The sequence below is a fragment of the Sphingosinicella soli genome (genome assembly GCF_014199685.1).
Lineage (GTDB): Bacteria > Pseudomonadota > Alphaproteobacteria > Sphingomonadales > Sphingomonadaceae > Sphingosinicella > Sphingosinicella soli.
This window is the reverse complement of the sequence record NZ_JACHNZ010000028.1, coordinates 11,548-29,628: the sequence shown is the minus strand read 5'-3', so window position 1 is coordinate 29,628 and position 18,081 is coordinate 11,548. Positions and strand designations below refer to the sequence as shown.

General features: G+C 66.0%; 19 protein-coding genes and 2 pseudogenes. 14 read left to right on the top strand and 7 right to left on the bottom strand.

The genetic code is table 11. From position 1 onward, the window contains the following. Positions 1–24 precede the first annotated feature (24 nt). From GGQ98_RS12255 to flgB, 4 genes are read right to left on the bottom strand one after another with little or no spacing between them, the layout of a single operon-like run. Positions 25–1,320: a flagellar hook protein FlgE gene (locus GGQ98_RS12255; protein WP_184069907.1), complete on the bottom strand. Its 1,296-nt coding sequence runs from the start codon at positions 1,318–1,320 to the stop codon at positions 25–27. Positions 1,321–1,350: 30 nt separating this feature from the next. Then, a complete protein-coding gene (locus GGQ98_RS12250) occupies positions 1,351–2,031 on the bottom strand; it encodes a flagellar hook assembly protein FlgD (RefSeq protein WP_184069905.1) in 681 nt (226 codons plus the stop codon). Positions 2,032–2,038: 7 nt separating this feature from the next. Beyond that, entirely contained in the window at positions 2,039–2,449 is a 411-nt protein-coding gene (gene flgC / locus GGQ98_RS12245) for a flagellar basal body rod protein FlgC (protein WP_184069903.1), read from the bottom strand. A 2-nt stretch (positions 2,450–2,451) separates the two neighbouring features. Beyond that, positions 2,452–2,838, bottom strand: coding sequence for a flagellar basal body rod protein FlgB (gene flgB, locus GGQ98_RS12240; protein WP_184069901.1), 387 nt, complete (start codon positions 2,836–2,838; stop codon positions 2,452–2,454). Between the two features lie 200 nt (positions 2,839–3,038). Here flgB and GGQ98_RS12235 point away from each other — a divergent pair, with 200 nt between their 5' ends. The 10 genes from GGQ98_RS12235 (at position 3,039) to GGQ98_RS12190 (ending at position 11,550) form a co-directional block, all read left to right on the top strand. Next, positions 3,039–3,416 carry an LPP20 family lipoprotein gene (locus GGQ98_RS12235; protein WP_184069899.1) on the top strand — a complete coding sequence of 126 codons (378 nt, stop codon included), beginning with the start codon at positions 3,039–3,041 and terminating at the stop codon, positions 3,414–3,416. Then, positions 3,416–4,486, top strand: coding sequence for a flagellar assembly protein T N-terminal domain-containing protein (locus GGQ98_RS12230; RefSeq protein WP_184069897.1), 1,071 nt, complete (start codon positions 3,416–3,418; stop codon positions 4,484–4,486). Before GGQ98_RS12235 ends, GGQ98_RS12230 begins: the two co-directional genes overlap by 1 nt. A 51-nt stretch (positions 4,487–4,537) precedes the next feature. Next, the gene (gene flgA / locus GGQ98_RS12225) at positions 4,538–5,257 is read left to right on the top strand and encodes a flagellar basal body P-ring formation chaperone FlgA (RefSeq protein WP_184069895.1); all 720 of its coding nucleotides are present in this window, start codon (positions 4,538–4,540) and stop codon (positions 5,255–5,257) included. A 47-nt stretch (positions 5,258–5,304) separates the two neighbouring features. Beyond that, on the top strand, positions 5,305–5,604 hold the full coding sequence (gene flgM / locus GGQ98_RS12220; RefSeq protein ID WP_184069893.1) for a flagellar biosynthesis anti-sigma factor FlgM: 300 nt from the start codon (positions 5,305–5,307) through the stop codon (positions 5,602–5,604). Beyond that, positions 5,601–5,966: a hypothetical protein gene (locus GGQ98_RS12215; RefSeq protein ID WP_184069891.1), complete on the top strand. Its 366-nt coding sequence runs from the start codon at positions 5,601–5,603 to the stop codon at positions 5,964–5,966. Before flgM ends, GGQ98_RS12215 begins: the two co-directional genes overlap by 4 nt. 65 nt (positions 5,967–6,031) lie before the next feature. Beyond that, positions 6,032–6,826: a lysozyme family protein gene (locus GGQ98_RS12210; protein WP_184069890.1), complete on the top strand. Its 795-nt coding sequence runs from the start codon at positions 6,032–6,034 to the stop codon at positions 6,824–6,826. A gap of 72 nt (positions 6,827–6,898) precedes the next feature. Further along, positions 6,899–8,968, top strand: coding sequence for a flagellar biosynthesis protein FlhA (flhA, locus tag GGQ98_RS12205; protein WP_184069958.1), 2,070 nt, complete (start codon positions 6,899–6,901; stop codon positions 8,966–8,968). 17 nt (positions 8,969–8,985) lie between these two features. Next, positions 8,986–9,942, top strand: coding sequence for a flagellar biosynthesis protein FlhF (locus tag GGQ98_RS12200; RefSeq protein WP_184069888.1), 957 nt, complete (start codon positions 8,986–8,988; stop codon positions 9,940–9,942). A 41-nt stretch (positions 9,943–9,983) separates the two neighbouring features. Continuing rightward, complete coding sequence (locus GGQ98_RS12195) at positions 9,984–10,829, top strand: P-loop NTPase (protein WP_184069886.1); 846 nt, start codon at positions 9,984–9,986, stop codon at positions 10,827–10,829. After that, complete coding sequence (locus GGQ98_RS12190) at positions 10,813–11,550, top strand: sigma-70 family RNA polymerase sigma factor (protein ID WP_184069884.1); 738 nt, start codon at positions 10,813–10,815, stop codon at positions 11,548–11,550. The genes GGQ98_RS12195 and GGQ98_RS12190 overlap by 17 nt, the downstream gene beginning before the upstream one ends. A 12-nt stretch (positions 11,551–11,562) precedes the next feature. Here the strand turns inward: GGQ98_RS12190 and GGQ98_RS12185 are convergent, their stop codons facing one another. The 3 genes and pseudogenes from GGQ98_RS12185 to GGQ98_RS19015 form a co-directional block, all read right to left on the bottom strand. Then, positions 11,563–12,285 carry a hypothetical protein gene (locus GGQ98_RS12185; RefSeq protein WP_184069882.1) on the bottom strand — a complete coding sequence of 241 codons (723 nt, stop codon included), beginning with the start codon at positions 12,283–12,285 and terminating at the stop codon, positions 11,563–11,565. Positions 12,286–12,380: 95 nt separating this feature from the next. Next, positions 12,381–12,635: pseudogene (locus GGQ98_RS19020) on the bottom strand (flagellin); the annotation flags it as partial. A 678-nt stretch (positions 12,636–13,313) separates the two neighbouring features. Beyond that, positions 13,314–14,018, bottom strand: a pseudogene (locus tag GGQ98_RS19015) (flagellin N-terminal helical domain-containing protein); the annotation flags it as partial. Positions 14,019–14,258: 240 nt separating this feature from the next. Here GGQ98_RS19015 and fliE point away from each other — a divergent pair. Genes fliE through GGQ98_RS12160 form a run of 4 tightly spaced genes read left to right on the top strand, consistent with a single transcriptional unit; the run spans position 14,259 to position 18,060 of the window. Further along, positions 14,259–14,576: a flagellar hook-basal body complex protein FliE gene (gene fliE / locus GGQ98_RS12175; RefSeq protein ID WP_184069878.1), complete on the top strand. Its 318-nt coding sequence runs from the start codon at positions 14,259–14,261 to the stop codon at positions 14,574–14,576. A gap of 53 nt (positions 14,577–14,629) precedes the next feature. Then, a complete protein-coding gene (gene fliF, locus GGQ98_RS12170) occupies positions 14,630–16,360 on the top strand; it encodes a flagellar basal-body MS-ring/collar protein FliF (protein ID WP_184069876.1) in 1,731 nt (576 codons plus the stop codon). Then, the gene (gene fliG / locus GGQ98_RS12165; protein WP_184069874.1) at positions 16,353–17,372 is read left to right on the top strand and encodes a flagellar motor switch protein FliG; all 1,020 of its coding nucleotides are present in this window, start codon (positions 16,353–16,355) and stop codon (positions 17,370–17,372) included. Before fliF ends, fliG begins: the two co-directional genes overlap by 8 nt. Next, a complete protein-coding gene (locus GGQ98_RS12160) occupies positions 17,365–18,060 on the top strand; it encodes a FliH/SctL family protein (RefSeq protein ID WP_184069872.1) in 696 nt (231 codons plus the stop codon). Before fliG ends, GGQ98_RS12160 begins: the two co-directional genes overlap by 8 nt. Positions 18,061–18,081 lie beyond the last annotated feature (21 nt).

The following is an 18,081-nucleotide window of genomic DNA, read 5'->3' as shown; positions in this document are numbered from 1 at the left end:
TCGGCGTCCGGTCAGTCTGTCCGCTTAGCTGCGGATGTTGATGATGGCGGTGGTCATGGCGCTGTCGGTTTCGATCGCCTTGGCGTTCGCCTGGAAATTCCGCTGCGCGGTAATCAGGTTGACCAGCTCTTCGGTGATGTCGACGTTCGCCATTTCGAGCGCGCCCGAACGGATCGTGCCGATGCCGCTCGCGCCCGCCTCGCCGAGGATCGGTTCGCCCGAAATGCCCGTGGAGGTGTAGTGCGCGTCGCCGGTCTGCTTCAGGCCGTTGGCGTTGGCGAAGGTCGCCACCGCCACCTTGCCCAGCGCCTGCGTCTGGCCGTTTGTGAAGCTGGCGCGAACGACGCCGTTGTTGTCCACCGTCACGCTGTCGAGACGCCCGGAAGGGTAACCGTCCTGCGTCATCGAGACGATCGAGAACGGGTCCGAATACTGCGTCGTCGACGTGCCGTGGTCGAGCGAGACCAGCAGCGGATCACCGCCCGGAATGGCGAGCGGATCGAAGCCGACGCCGGTCGTGGGGGTGAGCAGCTGACCTGCGGAGTCGAAGCTGAGTTCCATCGGCGACGGACCCGACGACGGCGTCAGTTCGGTGCCGTCGACCACGACATGGACGTTCCAGTCGTTGGTGGTCGCCAAGGAGTTCGAGCTCGACGTGCGGACGTAATAGATTTCCGCCGCCATCGGATTGCCGAGCGAATCGTAGACCGTCGTGGAGGTCGACCGGTTGAACGTCGTGGGATCGCTGGGATCGAAGGCATAGGGATTCGCGGGCGTGTAGATCGGGTTGCTCGGGATAACCTCAGCGTCCGACGGCAGGTTGAGCGAGAGGTTGATGCCGGTCGTCGCGCGCGGCTGGCCAGAGGTCAGCGGCAGGCGCAGCGCGCGCGTGTCGTTGATGCTCGTGGAGATCACCGTGCCCGAATCGTTGACCGGATAGACCTGCAGCGCCTGGCCGCCGCTATCCACGACGAAACGCTCGTTGTTCACGGAGAACGATCCGTTGCGCGTGAACTGCATGTCGGTGGTGCCGGAGGTGGACTTCACCATGAAGAAGCCTTCGCCCATCATCGCGAGGTCCATCACGTTGAGACTCGACTGGATCGCGCCCTGCGTGAACTGCTGCTTGATCGTTTTGAGCGCGGTGCCCGATCCGGCGACGCGGCCGGCGCTCTGCAGCGCGGAGCTGGAGATGATGTCGCCGAATTCGGCGCGCGAGCGCTTGAAGCCGACGGTGCCGACGTTCGCGATGTTGTTCGAGGTCGTCGAGAGGTCGGTCTGCGCGGCGTTGAGGCCGGTGAGCGAGGTGTACATGGCCATGAGTAGGGTCTCCTGTCGAAACGGTGAAAACTAGCTGCTGATCTTTTGAACCTTGTCGAACGTCACGGAGCCGATGCCGAGCAGATCGAGCGTCATCGGCGTGTTCACGGTTGCCGTGCTGACCGACTGAACGAGGGCGTAAACCGAGGTTGAAAGCGCCTCGCGCTTGCCGCCGACGTTTGCCGTCGTCTCGATGGTCACGGGCCCCGGTTCGACGGCTTCACCCGCATCGTTCTTGCCGTCCCAGGCAAACTCGTGGGTGCCGGCCTCGACCGCGCCGAGCTTCAGTGTGCGGATCGTCGCGCCGCCGGAATCCTTGATGGCGATCGTCGTGTCGGTCGCGCCTTCGGGAATGGTGATGGCGCCGTAGACCGCGCCGGTGCCGTCGGGCACCGCCTTGTTGCCGGACGTCAGCACGTATTTCCCGACAAGGCCGGTGGCGGTCGAAAGCTGATTGTTGTTCAGCGAATCGAGAATGCTGCCGAGCTTTGTATTCATCTCGGAAATGCCCGCGAGCGACGAGAACTGCGCCATCTGCGCAACGAACGCCTCGTTCTCGACCGGATTGAGCGGATCCTGGTTCTTCAGCTGCGTGGTCAGCAGCTTCAGGAAATCGCTCTGGTCGAGCTGGCTCTTCTGGGAAACCGTGGTGCTCGTTTCGTAGCCGCTCAGACCGAGCGCATTGAGATCAAGACCGCTTGTGCTGGTCATACCGGCCTCACTGTCCGAGTTTCAGGGTGTTGAGCATCAGCGACTTGGCGGTCTGGATGACCTCCACGTTGTTCTGATACTGGCGAGAGGCTTCCAGCAACTCGACCATCTCCTGGGTCTGGTCGACTGCGGCCTCGTAGATATACCCGTCCTTGTCGGCCATCGGGTGGCCGGGGTAGTAGCGCTTCACCGGCGTGCCGCCCGCCGAGACGATCTCGGCGATGTCCACGGTGGCCGCCGCGCCGCCGCTCGCCTGGTCGAAATAGGTTTCGAACACGGGCTTGCGTGCCCGAAAGGCTTCCGCCTCGCTGCGCGCGACCGATCCGGCGTTGGCAAGGTTGCTCGCGGTGGTGTTCAGCCGCACGAGCTGCGCCGACATGGCGCGGCCCGAAATGTCGAAGATGGAAAGACCGGCCATCGTCATTCGCCTTTCAGCGCGCGCGTCAGCGTCGAGATGCGGCCGTTCAGGAATGCCAGCGTCGTCTGGTACTGAACGGCGTTCTCGCCGAAGCGCGTCTGCTCGGTGGAAAGCTCGACCGTATTGCCGTCGAGCGAGCTCTGGTTCGGAATGCGGTAGAGAGCGCCGCCGGCGGCTGCCGGTCCGCCCATCCCGATGTGGCCGGTGCTGGTCGCGGCGAGCGCGGTGCCGCTCTGGGCCTGCTTCAGCTGCGACGCGAAATCGATGTCGCGCGCCTTGTAGCCGGGCGTCGCGGCATTCGCGATGTTCGAGGCGAGCAGCTCGAGCCGCTTCGAACGCAATTCAAGCGCCTGCCCGTGCACACCGAAATAATTGTCGAGTACGTCCATGTCGGTACGTCCTGATGCTTTTGTCCGCTGACGCTCCAGCAAGTGGCGTGCCAGATACGTAATGTACTGATTTGAATGATTTAATTTCGATGGTCTGGGACGCTTGTCGGTGCCTTGACGGTCCTCCGTCGGTTTCCCGACGCTGCGGGACGCCCACTTAATCTTAACCGGCACCTGTCGTTATTCAGACCATGAGACTCATGACGATCCGAACCGTCCTTGCGGCGATTGCTCTGCTTGGTGCGCCCGCAACGGCGCAGGAAGCGGCGCCCGCCGTGCTCACCGGCGTCGGTTTCGCCCCGATTTCGTCGCAGCCTGCGAAAACGGACGAGGAGCGGCGCCTGCTCGCGATCCGCGCCTCGCACCTTGCCGCGCTGCGAAACCTTGCCGAGCAGGTCTACGGCGTGAAGCTGCAGTCGCAGTCCTCGGCATCGAACACGTCGCTTCAATCGGATTCGATCCGCGCGAGCGTGAGCGGCACCGTGTCGGGCGCGCGCATCGTCAAGATCACGCCCAAGGGTGACGACACCTACGAAACCATCGTCGAGATGCGGCGTCCGGCAAGTGGCGCCGACTGATGCGACACGCCGCTGCCCTGCTCTCTCTTGTCGCTCTGCTCGCGGTCTTTCCCGCGTCAGCGGACACGCGCGTCGCTGTGGAAGGCGCCGCGCCGCTCGGCGCCGACGCGGCGCGCGCGCGGCGCGCGGCGATCGGGGATGCGCTGCGGCAGGCGGTCGCGGCCGGGGGCATGGATGTCGAGGCGCGCACCATCATCGACCGCAACATCGTGCGCTCCGATACGCTCTGGGCGACCGCGCGCGCGAAGGTGACGGCGTTCGAGGTGACGGACGAGTGGCGCGAAAACGGCCTGCTGCGGGTTGCTGTATCCGCAACGCTGGCGCCGCTCGACGCCAATGTCTGCAACGCCGCGCGCCCGGCGATGCATGTGGGCGCGCTGCGGGTGGATATCGATCCGGCGATCGATCCCGCGATCGCAGAGCCGGTGCGCGCTGACGCCGAGCGCACGTTCCGTGCCGCTTACGGCGAAGCCGCCGCCCCGCCGCTTGCCGCCGCGCAGCGGTCTTCCGATCGTTATGCGGCGATCGCGCACGGCGGCGCGCCCGGATACGGGCTGTTCGTGCAGCCGTTCATCGAAATCCGCGCGCACCGGGTCGAAGGCGCCGGGCTGGTTTCAGGCAAGCGCGCCGAGGCGGTGCTCGGGGTCGAGGTGTTCGACGCCGTGCGCGGCACGCTGCTCGGGCGGATCACGCGCGACAGCGACTGGACGCTTTCGGCGCGGTCCTGGGAGTATCTGCCCGCAGACTACCGCCCTTCGCGCCGCGCGGCTGCGCCGGATTTCGGCAGGAAATTCGCCGATCTTGTCGAGGACGCCGGCGCGTTTGCGCGCTGCCGACCGCTGGAAGTGGCCGTGAACGGCGCTTCGGGCGATGAGCTGCTGATTTCAGCGGCGCGCGGCGATCTCGTTGTCGGCGACTTGCTCGGGCTCGGCGACACGCGGGTGGCGGCAGGGGCCGGACCGGGCTGGACGTTCGCCGAGGTGGTTTCGGTTTCGGGCAGCGCGGCGAGGGCGCGCGTGCTCGGCGACGGCGTGCCGCCCGGCACACGAACGGCAACGCGTCTGCGCTGATGTCCCCGCCTTGGCATGGACATTGCTTTGAAACGTGTCATGCAAGGCTGGATGAACAAAACGACGGTTTCCCGACGCTGGGCCTTGGCGGCGATGATCGCCGCCGCCTCGCCTGCGGGGGCGCAACCGGTCGTCTTCGAAAATCTCGATCGTCTTGAAGCGCACATCGGTGACTTCGCGGGCCCGCACCGCGCGCCGCGCGTGGATCGCCGCCTGAAGCTCGGCGCGTGCGCGATGCGGCCCGAACTGGTTTGGTACGGCGCGGGGCAGACGACGGTGCTCGTGCGCTGCGGCGCGCCGGACGGCTGGCAGATCTATGTGCCGGTGGACATGAAACCGGCGGGGCAGGGGGCTGTTCAGGACGGCAGCGGCGCTGTCGTTGTCGTTCGTCCGGTTCCGCGCGGCGGTACGATCACGGCGGGCGACGTGGATTTCCGGCCCGATACCTATGTGCCCGGCGGCGCGACCGCGATCGACCAGGTGGTCGGCAAGGTGGTGATCCGCGCGCTCAGCCCCGGCGAGACGGTGCGCACCAACGTGGTGATCGCGCCCAATGCCGTGAAACGCGGCGACCCTGTACAGATCAGGAGCGGGGGGACGGGGATCGAGGTCGCGGTGGAGGGCGTCGCCGAACAGGATGCGCCCGTGGGCGGCCGCGTTCGCGTTCGCGTTCGCAACGTGGCTTCAGGCAGCCGGATTCAAACGATTGTGGTCAGCCCGGGAATTGTTGCACTGCCGGGCTATAAGAATCCGGAAACCGGTCGTGAATGAATTTATAATAGGCTTGTGCGCCGCTGCGGCGATGATGAGGCGATAATATGGTAGACGGAATTTCGGGCCGACCGGCCGGGCTGAACGGAGCATCGGTGCTGCTGGATCCGGCTGCCGCGAAAGCGGCCGGGGCTGCAAAGACCGCCACGGCCGAAGCCGCGCCGACGCCTGCGCGCGCCGAGCTTTCCGCCCTCGCAAGCGCCGCGCGAGATGCCGCCGCTGCGCCGGTGGATAACGCGCGCGTTGCCGAGCTTCGCGCCGCCATCGCAAGCGGCAGCTACACGGTCGACCCCGAGCAGATCGCCCGCAAGATGGTCGATCTCGATCTCGGCTGGGCGTCTCAATGATGGATGCCCCTGCCTACCGGCAGACCCTGAAGACCCTGAACGAAACGCTGCGCGCAGAGCTTGCGGCTTTGGAAAGCGGGGACATCAGCGTCCTCGAATCCTCAACGCCCGCGAAGCTCGCTGCCATTTCTGCGCTCCAGCTTTCGCCGATCGTCGAAAGCGATGCCGAAACAGATGCGCTGATCCGCGAAGGCGCGGAGCTTTGCGAGCAGGCCGCGCTGCGCGTGAACCTGCTGCTTGCTGGCGTCGAGCGCCGCCTCGCCGTGCTCTCGCGCGCGGCCGGGCATGCCCCGCAAAGCCGCTATGGCCGCAACGGCCGCATGGACGGCGGCTACCGTTCGCTGGACCTCGACTGCGCCTGAGCGCGCTGATTTTCTGACACTGGCACGGCCCTTGCTTCATCTCCCTCAAAGGAGACGAAGCCGTCATGAATCCGACGCCCATTTCTACGATCGCTGCAGGCGCCGACCGCGTCCGCACGGCGATTGCCGAAGCGAGCCGGCGAACCGGCGTCGATTTCGATTATCTTTATAATCAGGCGAAGGTCGAAAGCGGCCTGCGGCCCGACGCAAAGGCGAAGACAAGCAGCGCCACCGGCCTCTATCAGTTCATCGACCAGAGCTGGCTCGGCGCGCTGAAGCGTCACGGCGCCGACCACGGCCTCGGCTGGGCGGCGAACGCCATCAGAACCGACGCGCGCGGGCGACTTTCCGTCGCGGATTCCGGCCTGCGCACGGCGATCATGAACCTCCGCAACCAGCCCGAAGCCTCCGCGCTGATGGCCGCCGAAACCGCGCGCGACAATCAAAGCGCCATCGAGGGGACAACGGGCCGCACGGCAAATGCGACCGATCTCTACATGGGCCATTTCCTCGGCCCGCGCGGCGCATCGAAATTCCTCGGCGCCATGGCATCGAACCCCGATCAGCGCGCCGATCAGGTGATGCCCGCCGCAGCCGCCGCGAACCGCGCGGTGTTCTATGCGGCAAACGGCACGCCGCGCTCGCTCGCCGACGTTTACGAGCGTTTCGGGGCCAAGATGGGCGACAAAGCGCCCGGTCAGGCGCTTGCCGCGGCGGCACCGCAATCCGCACCGCCGCTGCCGATGAGCCTCGCGCTCGCGCTCGCTGGCGAGGATGCCGCATCTTTCGACGGTCTGCTCATGGCCACGAAACCGGAAGCCGCACGGCTTGCCTATCTCACGCTCGCCAGCCTCGGCTGAGCGCTTTTACACGGAGTTTGAAGCCTTGAAGACCAGCGCCCGGAGCCGTTCGTGACCACAGCAGCGCTCCAGATGAACCGCTCGATCTGGGCAGGCGCGGGCCGCGCGGCCGTGCTGCCGATCGGCATCCTGCTGCTCGTCGTGCTGATGGTGGTGCCGATCCCGCCGTTCCTGCTCGACACGTTCTTCATCTTCAACATCATGATCTCGCTCGCCGTGCTCATGGTGGCGCTGAACACGCAGAAGCCGCTCGATTTCTCGTCGTTCCCCACCGTGCTGCTGTTCGCGACGCTGCTCCGCCTCGCGCTCAACGTCGCCTCCACGCGCGTCGTGCTGGTCAACGGCCACGAAGGGCCGCATGCCGCCGGCAAGGTGATCGAGGCGTTCGGCAACTTCCTGATCGGCGGCGACTATATCGTCGGCATTTTCGTCTTCGCGATCCTGATGATTATCAACCTGGTGGTGATCACGAAGGGCGCGGGCCGCGTTTCGGAAGTGTCCGCACGCTTCACGCTCGATGCTTTGCCCGGCAAGCAGATGGCGATCGACGCCGATCTCAACGCGGGCCTGCTGACGCCCGACGAAGCCAAGGCCCGCCGACAGGAAGTCGCGACCGAGGCGGATTTCTACGGTTCGATGGACGGTGCCTCGAAGTTCGTGAAGGGCGATGCCGTCGCGGGCATCCTTATCCTGTTCGTCAACATCGTAGGCGGCCTCATTCTCGGCACGGTGCAGCATGGTCTGACACTGGCGGAGGCGGGCTCGAACTACATCCTGCTCGCGATCGGCGACGGCCTCGTCGCGCAGATCCCGGCGCTGCTGCTTTCGATCGCAGCGGCGATCATCGTGACGCGCGTGTCGTCGCCGCTCGATCTCACCGGCCAGGTTTCCAGCCAGTTCGGCTCGGCGGGCGCGTGGACGCCCGTTGCGGTCATCCTCACGCTGCTCGGCGTCGTTCCGGGCATGCCGCACGGCATGATCCTTACCGCCGCCGCCATCGCGGGTGTCGTCGCGTGGCGTCTGAAGCGGGCCAAGACCATCGCCGAGGCCGTGCCTCTCGTCGAGACGCCGCTCGCCGATCCGAATGCGGAATCCCAGATCAGCTGGGAGGATGTGACCGACAACGTCCAGATCAGCGTGGAGATCGGCTACGGCCTCATCGGTCTTGTCAACGAGAAGCTCGGCGCGCCGCTGATGGGCCGCCTCACAGGCATCCGCCGTCAGCTGTCGCGCGAACTCGGCTTCGTCATCCCGATGATCCGGGTGCGCGACAACATGGCGCTGCCGCCTCATGCTTACCGCGTGCTCGTTTCGGGCGTCGTTTACGGCGAGGACGAAGTGGCGCCGCAGGAGATGCTCGCGCTCGATTCCGGTCTCGTCCATGCGTCGGTTTCCGGACGCGCCGTCAAGGATCCGACGTTCGGGCTCGATGCGCTCTGGATCCCGCCGGAAGAAAAAGATCAGGCGGTCGCGAACGGCTACACGGTCGTCGATCCCTCGACGGTGATGGCGACGCACGTCAACCAGATCCTCACAGGCGAAGCGCGCCAGCTGCTCGGGCAGGACGAGGTGCAGAAGCTGCTCGATACGTTGCAGAACGCGGCGCCGCAGCTTGTCGGTGCGGTCACCAAGTCGCTGTCGTTGCAGACGATCACACATGTCTTGCAGACCTTGCTCGACGAGGCCGTGCCGGTCCGCGATTTCCGGCGGATTATCGAGGCTTTGTCGGGCGTTTCGCACCGCACGCAGGACGCCGCGGAGCTGACCGAACTCGTGCGCCCGGCCCTCGGCGGGCTGATCGTGCAGCGGCTTTGCGGCATGCGCGATCAGCTGAAGATCATCACGCTCGACGGCGAGCTGGAGCAGCTTCTGGTCGCGTCCGTCCGCGCCGATCCGGCGGGGGCCTATCCGCTCGATCCGGCGCTGTCGCAGCGCATCCTCACCGCGCTCGGCGAGGCGGCGCGTCCGCTGCTGTCGGATGGCACGACATTTGCAGTTGTCACGACACCGCTCGTGCGCAGGCCGCTGTTCCAGCTTCTGCGCCAGCATCTGCCGGATGTGACGGTACTGTCCTTCTACGAGATTCCGGACAGTCGTCAGGTTCAGGTGGTGGCCGTCGTCGGCCGCGGCAACGAACACTAGGGAGTTGAAGTCGCATCATGCAGACCACGACCATCGTAGCACCGAGCAGCCGCATCGCGCTTGAACGTGTCGCCGAAATGTTCGGCCCCGACGCCGTCGTTTACGAGACCCGCACCACGCGCCACGGTGTGGAGGTTGTCGCGGGCGGCATCGAGCGGCAGATGAAGAGGCCTGTCTCCGCCCCCGCTCCGAAGGGCAAGGATCCGATGGTGCGCTTTATCGCGCAGGCGCGCGCGGTCGGCATCGATCCCGAATTCCTCACCGGCGAGATGGCGGCGGCCGGAACCGACCTTGCCGATGCCTGGTCCCGCTTTCTGATCCGCGTCGAACGCGGCGTGACGATCGCGCCGCCGCCGCACACAGACCTCGCGCACGTCTGCGTGGTGGGCGACAGCGGCAGCGCCAAGACGACAACGCTGGCGCAGCTCGCCGCGATGGCGCGCGCGGTGCGCCCCGGCGAACGCATCACCTTCCTTTCCGGAGACCGTCGCCCCGGCGCGCGCGAGCAGCTTCGCGTGATCGGCGCCATTCTGAAAATTCCCGTGGCCGAACCGGCGCGCGGAGAGAGCCTTGCCGACGCGGCGCGGCGTCTTTCCCGCAAGGAGCGGCTGTTCATCGATATGCCGAGCGATCCGCGCCTTGCCGCGTGCGAAGTGGATGAACTGCGCGCGGCACTGGAGCGCGCGGGCACGCTCACCGTGCTCTGCACGATACCGCTCAGCGGCCAGCTCGCGCGGCACCGCCAGATCGCGGAGATGTTTTCGCAAGGTTTCGATGCCTATGTTCTTACCCATGCGGGTGAAACCCTGCCGCCCGGGGCGGTGCTGACCATGCTGCTGTCGAGCGGAGTGCCCCTGGCGGGGATCGGACGTTCCGCCGATTTCGGCAGCGGCTACGATGCTGCGCGGGCGACCGGCCTTTGCCGGATGGTCGCGGCGGCACTTTCCCACGGCGCGACGGCGACGCTGCAATGATCGCTGCTCTCAATCGTGTGCCAACGGAAGGCTTGTACCGAATGACCTCGCCCGCGCCGACCGGCCAGGATATCCGCAACCGCCCCGTCGTCGTGGCGGTCGCCAGCGGCAAGGGCGGTGTCGGCAAGACGCACATCTCGGTCAACCTCTCGGTCGCGCTCGCGAAATCGGGCAAGCGCGTGATGCTGTTCGATGCCGATCTCGGGCTCGCGAACGCGGGGGTCATGCTCGGGCGTCCTGCGGGTCGCACGGTACGCGATGCCCTGAAGGACGGCGTTCCGCTCACCGAGATCGTGCAGCCGGGTCCGGCGGGGATCGGGCTTGTGAGCGGCGGTTCCGGGGATGCCGGCCTTGCCGTGATCGAGGATGGCGTGCTCGATGGATTCTGCCGCGAGTTTCGCGTCTTCGAGGACGATCTCGACTATCTCGTCATCGACACGGCGGCGGGCATCGCGCCGAGCGTCACGAGCCTTGTCGAGAAGAGCGATTTCGCGGTTATCGTGCTCACCGACGAGCCGGCCTCGTTCATCGATGCCTACGGTATTCTCAAGGTGCTCGCACAGCGCGGGCGTTGCCGCGAGGTGCTGGTCGTCACCAACATGGTGCCGAACGCGCTTGCGGGCCGCAGGCTCTTCGCGCGCTTCAAGCAGGTGGCGGGCACGTTCCTTGATATCAATCTCGAACACCTGGGCTCGATCCCGCACGACAACCATGTGCACAGCGCCGCGATGCGCAAGCGCTGTCTCGTGGAAGCCTTTCCGCTGTCGGCGGCGGGGCAGGCGTTCAACAGCCTCGCGCTCGACATCGCGAAGCGGACGCGCACGGACATTCTCGCGACGCCGAACACCGCCTTCTTCGGAGAGGGATGCGATGCACGCGCGGGCTGAGCTTGCCGGAGGTCTTGTTTATGGTCGGCGTCAGGCAGCGCCGACGCCGCAGCAGCTTGTCGAGGCCAATCTGGGCCTCGTCCGCAAGATCGCGTGGCATGTCTTCGGGCGCATGAGTTCGGCGATCGAGATCGGTGATCTCGTTCAGATCGGCACGATCGCCCTGCTGGAAGCGGCGCGCAACTTCGAGGAGCGCGGCACTGCCGCCTTCTCCACCTATGCCACCACGCGCATCCGCGGCGCGATGATCGATCAGCTTCGGCGGCAGGCGAACATGTGCCGCAGCGCGCTCGTGCGCCGCAAGCAGCTTAACGATGCGCGCCGCGAGGCGGAACGCGCACTCGGGCGCCCGCCGACACAGATGGAACTCGCCGCGCGCATGGGCATCACGCTCGAAGCGCTGCAGGTGGAAATCGATGCGACGCAGGGCGTCCGCTACGAGAATATCGACGAGGTCTATTCAGACCATTCGCAGTGGTTCGCGGACGAGGGCGAGGCGCCCGACGAAACGCTCGAACGCAAGGATCTCGAACGCGCGCTCGCCGAAGGCATACGCACGCTGCCCGAACGCGAGGCGATGGTGCTCCAGCTTTATTATGTCGAGGAACTGAACCTCGAAGAAATCGGTGCCGTGCTCGGCGTCGGCGCCGCGCGCGTCTGCCAGATCAAGAAAGCCGCGCTCGACCGGATGCGCGGCGGCCTTTCAGAATGGGCGGCCTGACATTCCGCGTCACTAAGGATAGCTGATCTCTTCCCCGGCGGGCCGCTTCTTTTCGGCAGCCGCCGCAACGATCGGCGTGCTCAGAACCTTTGCGGCCTCGGCGGTGCGTTCCGGGCGTTTCGGCGCCGTGCTGCGCTGAACGGCGGGGCGGGCGGCTTGCGGCCGGGCGTTTGCCGGGGCAGCCGCGCGGCGAGGCTCGGTGCGCGCGAGGCGGGCATTGACCTGCTTCATCACCACCGATGGAAGCTGCTCGGTCATCTGCTGATTGGCTTTCACCGCTGCAGCGAGCGCGTTGATCTGGCCGTCCACCGATTGCGGCGATGCCGCTGCGGCGAGGCCGGGGCGTGTCGACAGTTCGTCGATGGCGTCGCGCTGCTGTTCCATCAACGTCTGCAGCGCATTGAGCTTGGCGATCACGTCTTTCGTCGAACCGGCGCTGCTCGCCTCCGCGGCGATGCTCGCGGCGCGCCACGATTGCACGGCCGCAAGCGTTGAGGTGAGGACGCAAACACCGAGACAGGCGGCAATCGCCATGCCCGAGCGCGACGGTTTGCGCGAGGCCGGAGCGGCGGGCTCGGCAGGCTCGGCGGGCTTCGATTCTGCGGCAGGTGCTGCTGAGGCCTCCGGTTTCGGATCGGTCGCCGGGGTTTCGGCTTGCGCCTTCGGGGGCGCCGGCTGCGCCTGCGGCGCTTCCGCGTCGAAGGTCAATTCCTCGTCGTCTTCTTCGGTTGCCACGAAAACCCCCAACGTCTCTCGTCTTCAAGAAAAAGCGGCCCCGGCGTTCGGATGAGCGCCGGGGCCGAGCCCGTACTACTTTAAGGCGCTAACCCTTAACGAAGCAGCGACAGCACGTTCTGCTGCGTCTGGTTCGCCTGAGCGAGCATGGCGGTCGCCGCCTGGCTGAGAACCTGCGAGCGGGCGAGATTGGTGCTCTCCGCCGAGAAGTCCGCGTCTTCGATACGCGAGCGGGCTTCGGTCAGGTTGGTCGATGTCGTCGTCAGGTTGCTGACGGTCGATTCGAGGCGGTTCTGAAGCGCACCGAGATCGCCGCGGGTCGATGCGACCGAGTCGATCGCTTCGTCGAGCACGCTGAGCGCCGCAACCGCAGACTCCTGGCTGCTGATATCGAGCGTCGAGGTCATGTAGGCGGTGCCGCCCTGAGCCACGAAGCCGATCGCCGCCGCACCGGCGCCCTCGACGCGGATGCCGCTGCCGTCGGTGGAGGTCAGCACGAGGCTCGTGCCGCTCACCGTGGCCGCAACGCCCGTGTTGTCGCTCGCCGCGTTGATCGCCGCTGCCTTGTCTGCCGCCGACGCCGTCGCCGAAGCGCCGATCTCGACACCGTTGATGACCAGCGCATCGGCTGCGAGAGCCGCACCGGAAACCGCGCCGCCCATGAAGGACACGCCGTCCGAAGCGACGTTCAGGCCCATCAGCTGCACGTCGGCGATCGCGGTAGCCGGCGTCGTGTCGGTGCCGACAACCTTGATGTCGCTGCCGTCGCTGCTCTGCAGGCTCACGAAGCCCTGGTAGGTGGCCGCCGTGAAGCCGCCGGCAGCGGTGCCGCCCACGGTGATCGCTTTGCCGTCCGTGTTCGACAGGCTGATCGTCTTGTCGGCGTTCAGCGTCGCGGTGACGCCGAAGTCGTTGCGGTTGATGTTCGAGACCAGTTCCTCGACGCTGGCGGCCGCACCGACGGACACGCCGCCGATGGTGATGTCGCCCACGGCGAAGCTCTCGGCCGTGATCTTGGCGCTGGTGACGTTGTTGGAGGCTGTCGCCTTTACGCCGTGCTTGTCGCTGTTCTCGTTGATCGCGGCGGCAAGCGCTTCAGCGGTGGCTGCGGTCGGCACGCTGCCGAGCGCATCGACGCCGTTGAACGTCACGTCGCCGACGGCAAGACCGGTGACGGCGCCGACGCGGCCCGTCGTGATCTGGCCAGGTGCGCCGCCGCTGGTGAGGCCCAGCGCATTCGACGAGACGTTCGCCATCGAGATGCTGACGCTGTCGCCGGCATTGACGCCGGTCTGCAGCTTCAGGTTCGTGACCGAACCGTCGAGCAGCTTCAGGCCGTTGAAGTTCGCCGTTTTCGAGATGTTGTTGACCTCGGCGAGCAGCTGGTTGGTTTCGTCCTGCAGGCTCGAGCGGTTCTGTGCGCTGAACGTGCCGTTCGCCGACTGCACGGTCAGCTCGCGGATACGCTGCAGAATGTTGGTGACTTCGCCGAGTGCGCCTTCAGCCGTCTGCGCCATCGAGATGCCGTCGTTGGCGTTGCGGATGGCGACGGCCATGCCGCGGATGTTGGCGGTCATGCGCTGCGAAATGGCGAGGCCGGCGGCGTCGTCCTTCGCGGAGTTGATGCGCTTGCCGGTGGACAGACGTTCCATCGCCTTCGACAGCGATGATTCAGCAGCAGCGCTGCCGCTCTGGGCGCGCAGGGCCGAAATATTCGTGTTGATAACAGTCATGGCTCTCTCTCTTTTTCCCGCTCTAAAAGCCGGCTCAGCCATGCGCCTCAGTGGCGAAGCATCTGCCGTAATCCTGTTCACGACCAGCCTGCGCCAAAGTTTAACACCGAAAATTTCGTCGCCGCTTTCCGTCGGGTTTCCGACGCTCTCCTGCGGGGCGGGGCGTCCGGTTTTCGACAGGGCCGCCGCCGCGCCCTTGTTTTCCGCGATTGGCACGGCCGTTGCATTGAGATGCGGACTATGACGATTGATGCAAAAGGCCTTCTCGCGATCCGCTCCCAGATTCTGGAGCGGAACGACGTGCTTTCCCGCGCCGGCACCCCGCAGGCCGCGACGAAGCCGGATTTCGGCAACGTGATGGAAAGCGCGATGCAGGCTGTGAACACACAGCAGTCGCGCGCCTCCCAGGCCTCCGCCGCCTACGAGCGCGGCGAGACGACGGATATCGCGGCGGTGATGTTGCAGCGCCAGAAGGCATCGATCGGCTTCGAGGCGACCATGCAGGTGAGAAACCGCCTGCTGACCGCCTACAAGGACATCATGAACATGCCCGTCTGATCCCGCCTTCTGACCCCGTCCAATCTCCAGACAAAGACTGACGAGCCCCATTCATGAGTGACGCCGCTTCATCGCCAGCCATATCCGCGCCGCCATCCGCACCGTTTGGTCCGGGTGTCGGTCGTCTTCAGGCGCAGCTGAAGGCGATGCTCGCGCAGCCCGCCGTCCGCCGCAGCCTGCCGATGGTGATCGGCACGCTCGCGATCGCCGCGGTGGCGATGGCGTACATCCTCACCCGCACGCCCGAGATGCGGACCTTGTTCCCCGGGCTTGCGGAGGCGGACAAGGCCGCTGTCGTCGAAGCGCTGCAATCGGCGGGCATTTCGCCCGGCATGGACAATATGACCGGTAGCGTTCAGGTGCCCGCAGGCGACTATCACCGCGCCCGGATGCTGCTTGCGGGGCAGGGGCTGCCGAAGGCTGCGGCCGAAGGGTATGCACTGCTCGACGACATGCCGCTCGGCACCAGCCGCGCGATCGAACAGGCCCGCCTCAAGCAGAGCCAGGAAAGCGAACTTGCCCGAAGCGTCGCCGAGATCGCCTCGGTCGAATCCGCGCGCGTGCATCTGGCGCTTCCCGAACAGTCCGTGTTCGTGCGCGATCAGGCGCAGCCGACCGCGTCGGTGTTCGTCAAACTGTCGCCGGGCCGCGCGCTCGGCGAGGCGCAGGTGCGTTCCATCGTCAACCTCATCGCGTCGTCGGTGCCGTCTCTTCCCGCCGACCGCGTGTCGGTGATCGATCAGATGGGCACGCTGCTCACCCCCGATTCGGGCGGTGACGAATTCGGTGAAAGCCGCCGCCGCATCGCCTTCCAGTCCAAGATGGAAAGCATGTACCGCGAGCGGCTGCTCGCGCTGCTGACGCCCATTATCGGCAGCGACAATTTCACCGCCGAGGTGCATCTGGATCTCGATTTCACCGAAACCCAGCAGACGAACGAAGCGTGGGACAAGGACAACGCCGTCGTCCGCAGCGAGCAGGGCTCGTCGCAGTCGAGCAGCGGCGAACTCGGTCCGCGCGGCATCCCGGGCGCGCTTTCCAACATCGCGCCGCCCGCCGCAACCGTCGGGACGCCGGAGCAGGCGCAGGCCCCGAACACGGCCGATCCCGCCGCGCCCGCCGCGCCGCCCTCAGGCCCGCGCAGCGAAACCTACACGCGCAACTACGAGATTGGTAAGCAGGTTTCCGTCACGAAGGCGCCGATAGGCGAGATTCGCCGCGTCTCCGCTGCCGTCGTGCTGCGCGAAAACGGCAAGGCGATGACCGAAGCCGAGACGAAAGCCATCGAGAAACTCGTGCAGAGCAGCATCGGCTTCAACGCGGAGCGGGGCGATATCGTCGCCGTCACGGCCCGGCCCTTCGTCGATCCGGAGGCGACAACGCAGGCCTGGTATCAGTTCGACTTCCAGAGCAACGCCTGGATCGGAGACGTGCTCAAGATCCTCGCGGCGCTGCTCATCTTCATCGTCGTGTTCTTCATGGTGCTGCGGCCGTTCCTGAAGAAGGCGCTCGCAGCGGCCGATGCCGTGCCCGTGGGCGGCATCCTCGGCGCGCCGCGCTCCATCGTTCTGGACGGCGGCGACCTGCAGACGATGGAAGCGCTCAAGGCCCGCCTGAAACCGCGCGGCGGCCTGCCGCCCGAGGTGCTGACGATGGCGAACAGCTACGACGACAAGGTCGCCGTGGTCCGCATGTTCGTCGCCGAAGACACGGCCCGCGCCTCAAATGTCGTCCGCCAGTTGATCCGCACGGAAACCGCAGCCCAGGGAAATTCCAATGAGTGAGGAACTCACGCTCGCGCCGCGGCATCTGTCCGGCACCCAGAAAAGCGCCATCCTGATGCTGCTGCTGGGTGAGGACGAAGCGGCCGATCTTCTGAAGCACATGGGCCCGCGCGAGGTGCAGAACCTCGGCCAGGCGATGTATTCGGTGGCCGATGTCGATCAGGATACCGTGAATGTCGTTCTCGACGAATTCATCCTCGCCGCGCGCGAACAGACCAGCCTTGGTCTCGGCACCGGGCCGTATGTGAAGAACGTCTTCGTGAAGGCGCTGGGTGAGGAGAAGGCGGGCAGCGTGCTCGGCCGCATGAGTTCCTCGGCGCCGCAGAAGGGCATCGAGATTCTCGACTGGATGGATGCCCGCTCGATCGCCGCCACGATTTCCATGGAGCATCCGCAGGTCATCGCCGCCGTGCTCTGTCATCTGGAGCCGGGGCTTGCTGCGGAAGTTCTGCAACTGCTTCCCGAAGAGATGCAGCCCGACATGATGCTGCGCGTGGCGACGCTCGATTCGATCCAGCCCGATGCGCTCGCCGAACTCGAACGCGTGATGCAGAAGCAGATCAAGACGAATGCCGCCGTGCGCTCGGCGACAGCCGGGGGAACGACCACGGCGGCGCGCATCATGAACTATGTGCGCGGCGGTGCGGATCGCCGGATCATCGAACAGTTGACCACGCTCAACGAGAATATCGGCCAGAGCATTCAGGATCAGATGTTCGTGTTCGAGAACCTGCTCGCGCTCGACGACCGCAGCATGCAGACGCTGCTCCGCTCGGTGGACAACACGCTGCTCGTCGCCGCGCTCAAGGGTTCGGACGAGCGGATGCGGACCAAGATGTTCGCCGCCATGTCGCAGCGCGCTGCGCAGAGCGTGCAGGACGAGATCGAATCGCGCGGCCCCATGAAGGTGAGCGAGGTGCAGGACGCGCAGAAGCGCATCCTCGCGATCGCGCGCCAGCTCGGGGAAAGCGGCGCCATCATGCTCGGTGGTTCGGGAGATGATTATGTCTAGTGTTTTCGGTGCAGATGCCCGCCCAGTGGCTCTTGCCGATATGTTCGCAACCAGCCGCGGCGACTTCGTTCCGATGTTCGCTTCCCGGCCGGTCGGCGACTTTGTGCCGCGCGCGGATTTCGCTCACCCCTCGTCGGAATTCTCGCGCGGCACGATACACGTTGAAACCATCGAAACGACGGAAGCCGAGCTTGCCGCCGCGCTTGCCGAAGCCGAAGCGCAGGGCCATGCCGCCGGGCTCGAGGCCGGACGCGCCGAAGTGCGCGCCGAGGCGGAGCGGGCGCGGGAGGAATGCCGCTCGCTGCTGCGCAGTCTCGATGAGACGCGGGCCATCGACAAGGCGGCGCTGGGGCCGAAGCTGCGCCGTGCCGTGCTTGATCTGGTGGAGCGCATCGTCGGGGCGCATGTCGCGGTGGAGCCGGCGTTCGTGAACGGCTGTGTCACGCGGGCGCTTGAGACGCTGAAAGAGACGACCGAGACGGCGCGTCTGTTCCTTCATCCCGAGGACTTTGCTGTCATCGAAGACGAGAATGTCAATGAATACAAGAACCTCACGCTTGCCGTCGATCCCGAATTGCAACGCGGCAGCGTGAGGCTCGAAGCCGGGGGCGGCGAGGTGGAGGACGGCGTTCGTCCTCGCCTCGCCAAACTGGAACAGGCACTGCGCGCCGCAGGCATCGCCGCGTGAACACCGCGACCGACGAGATCG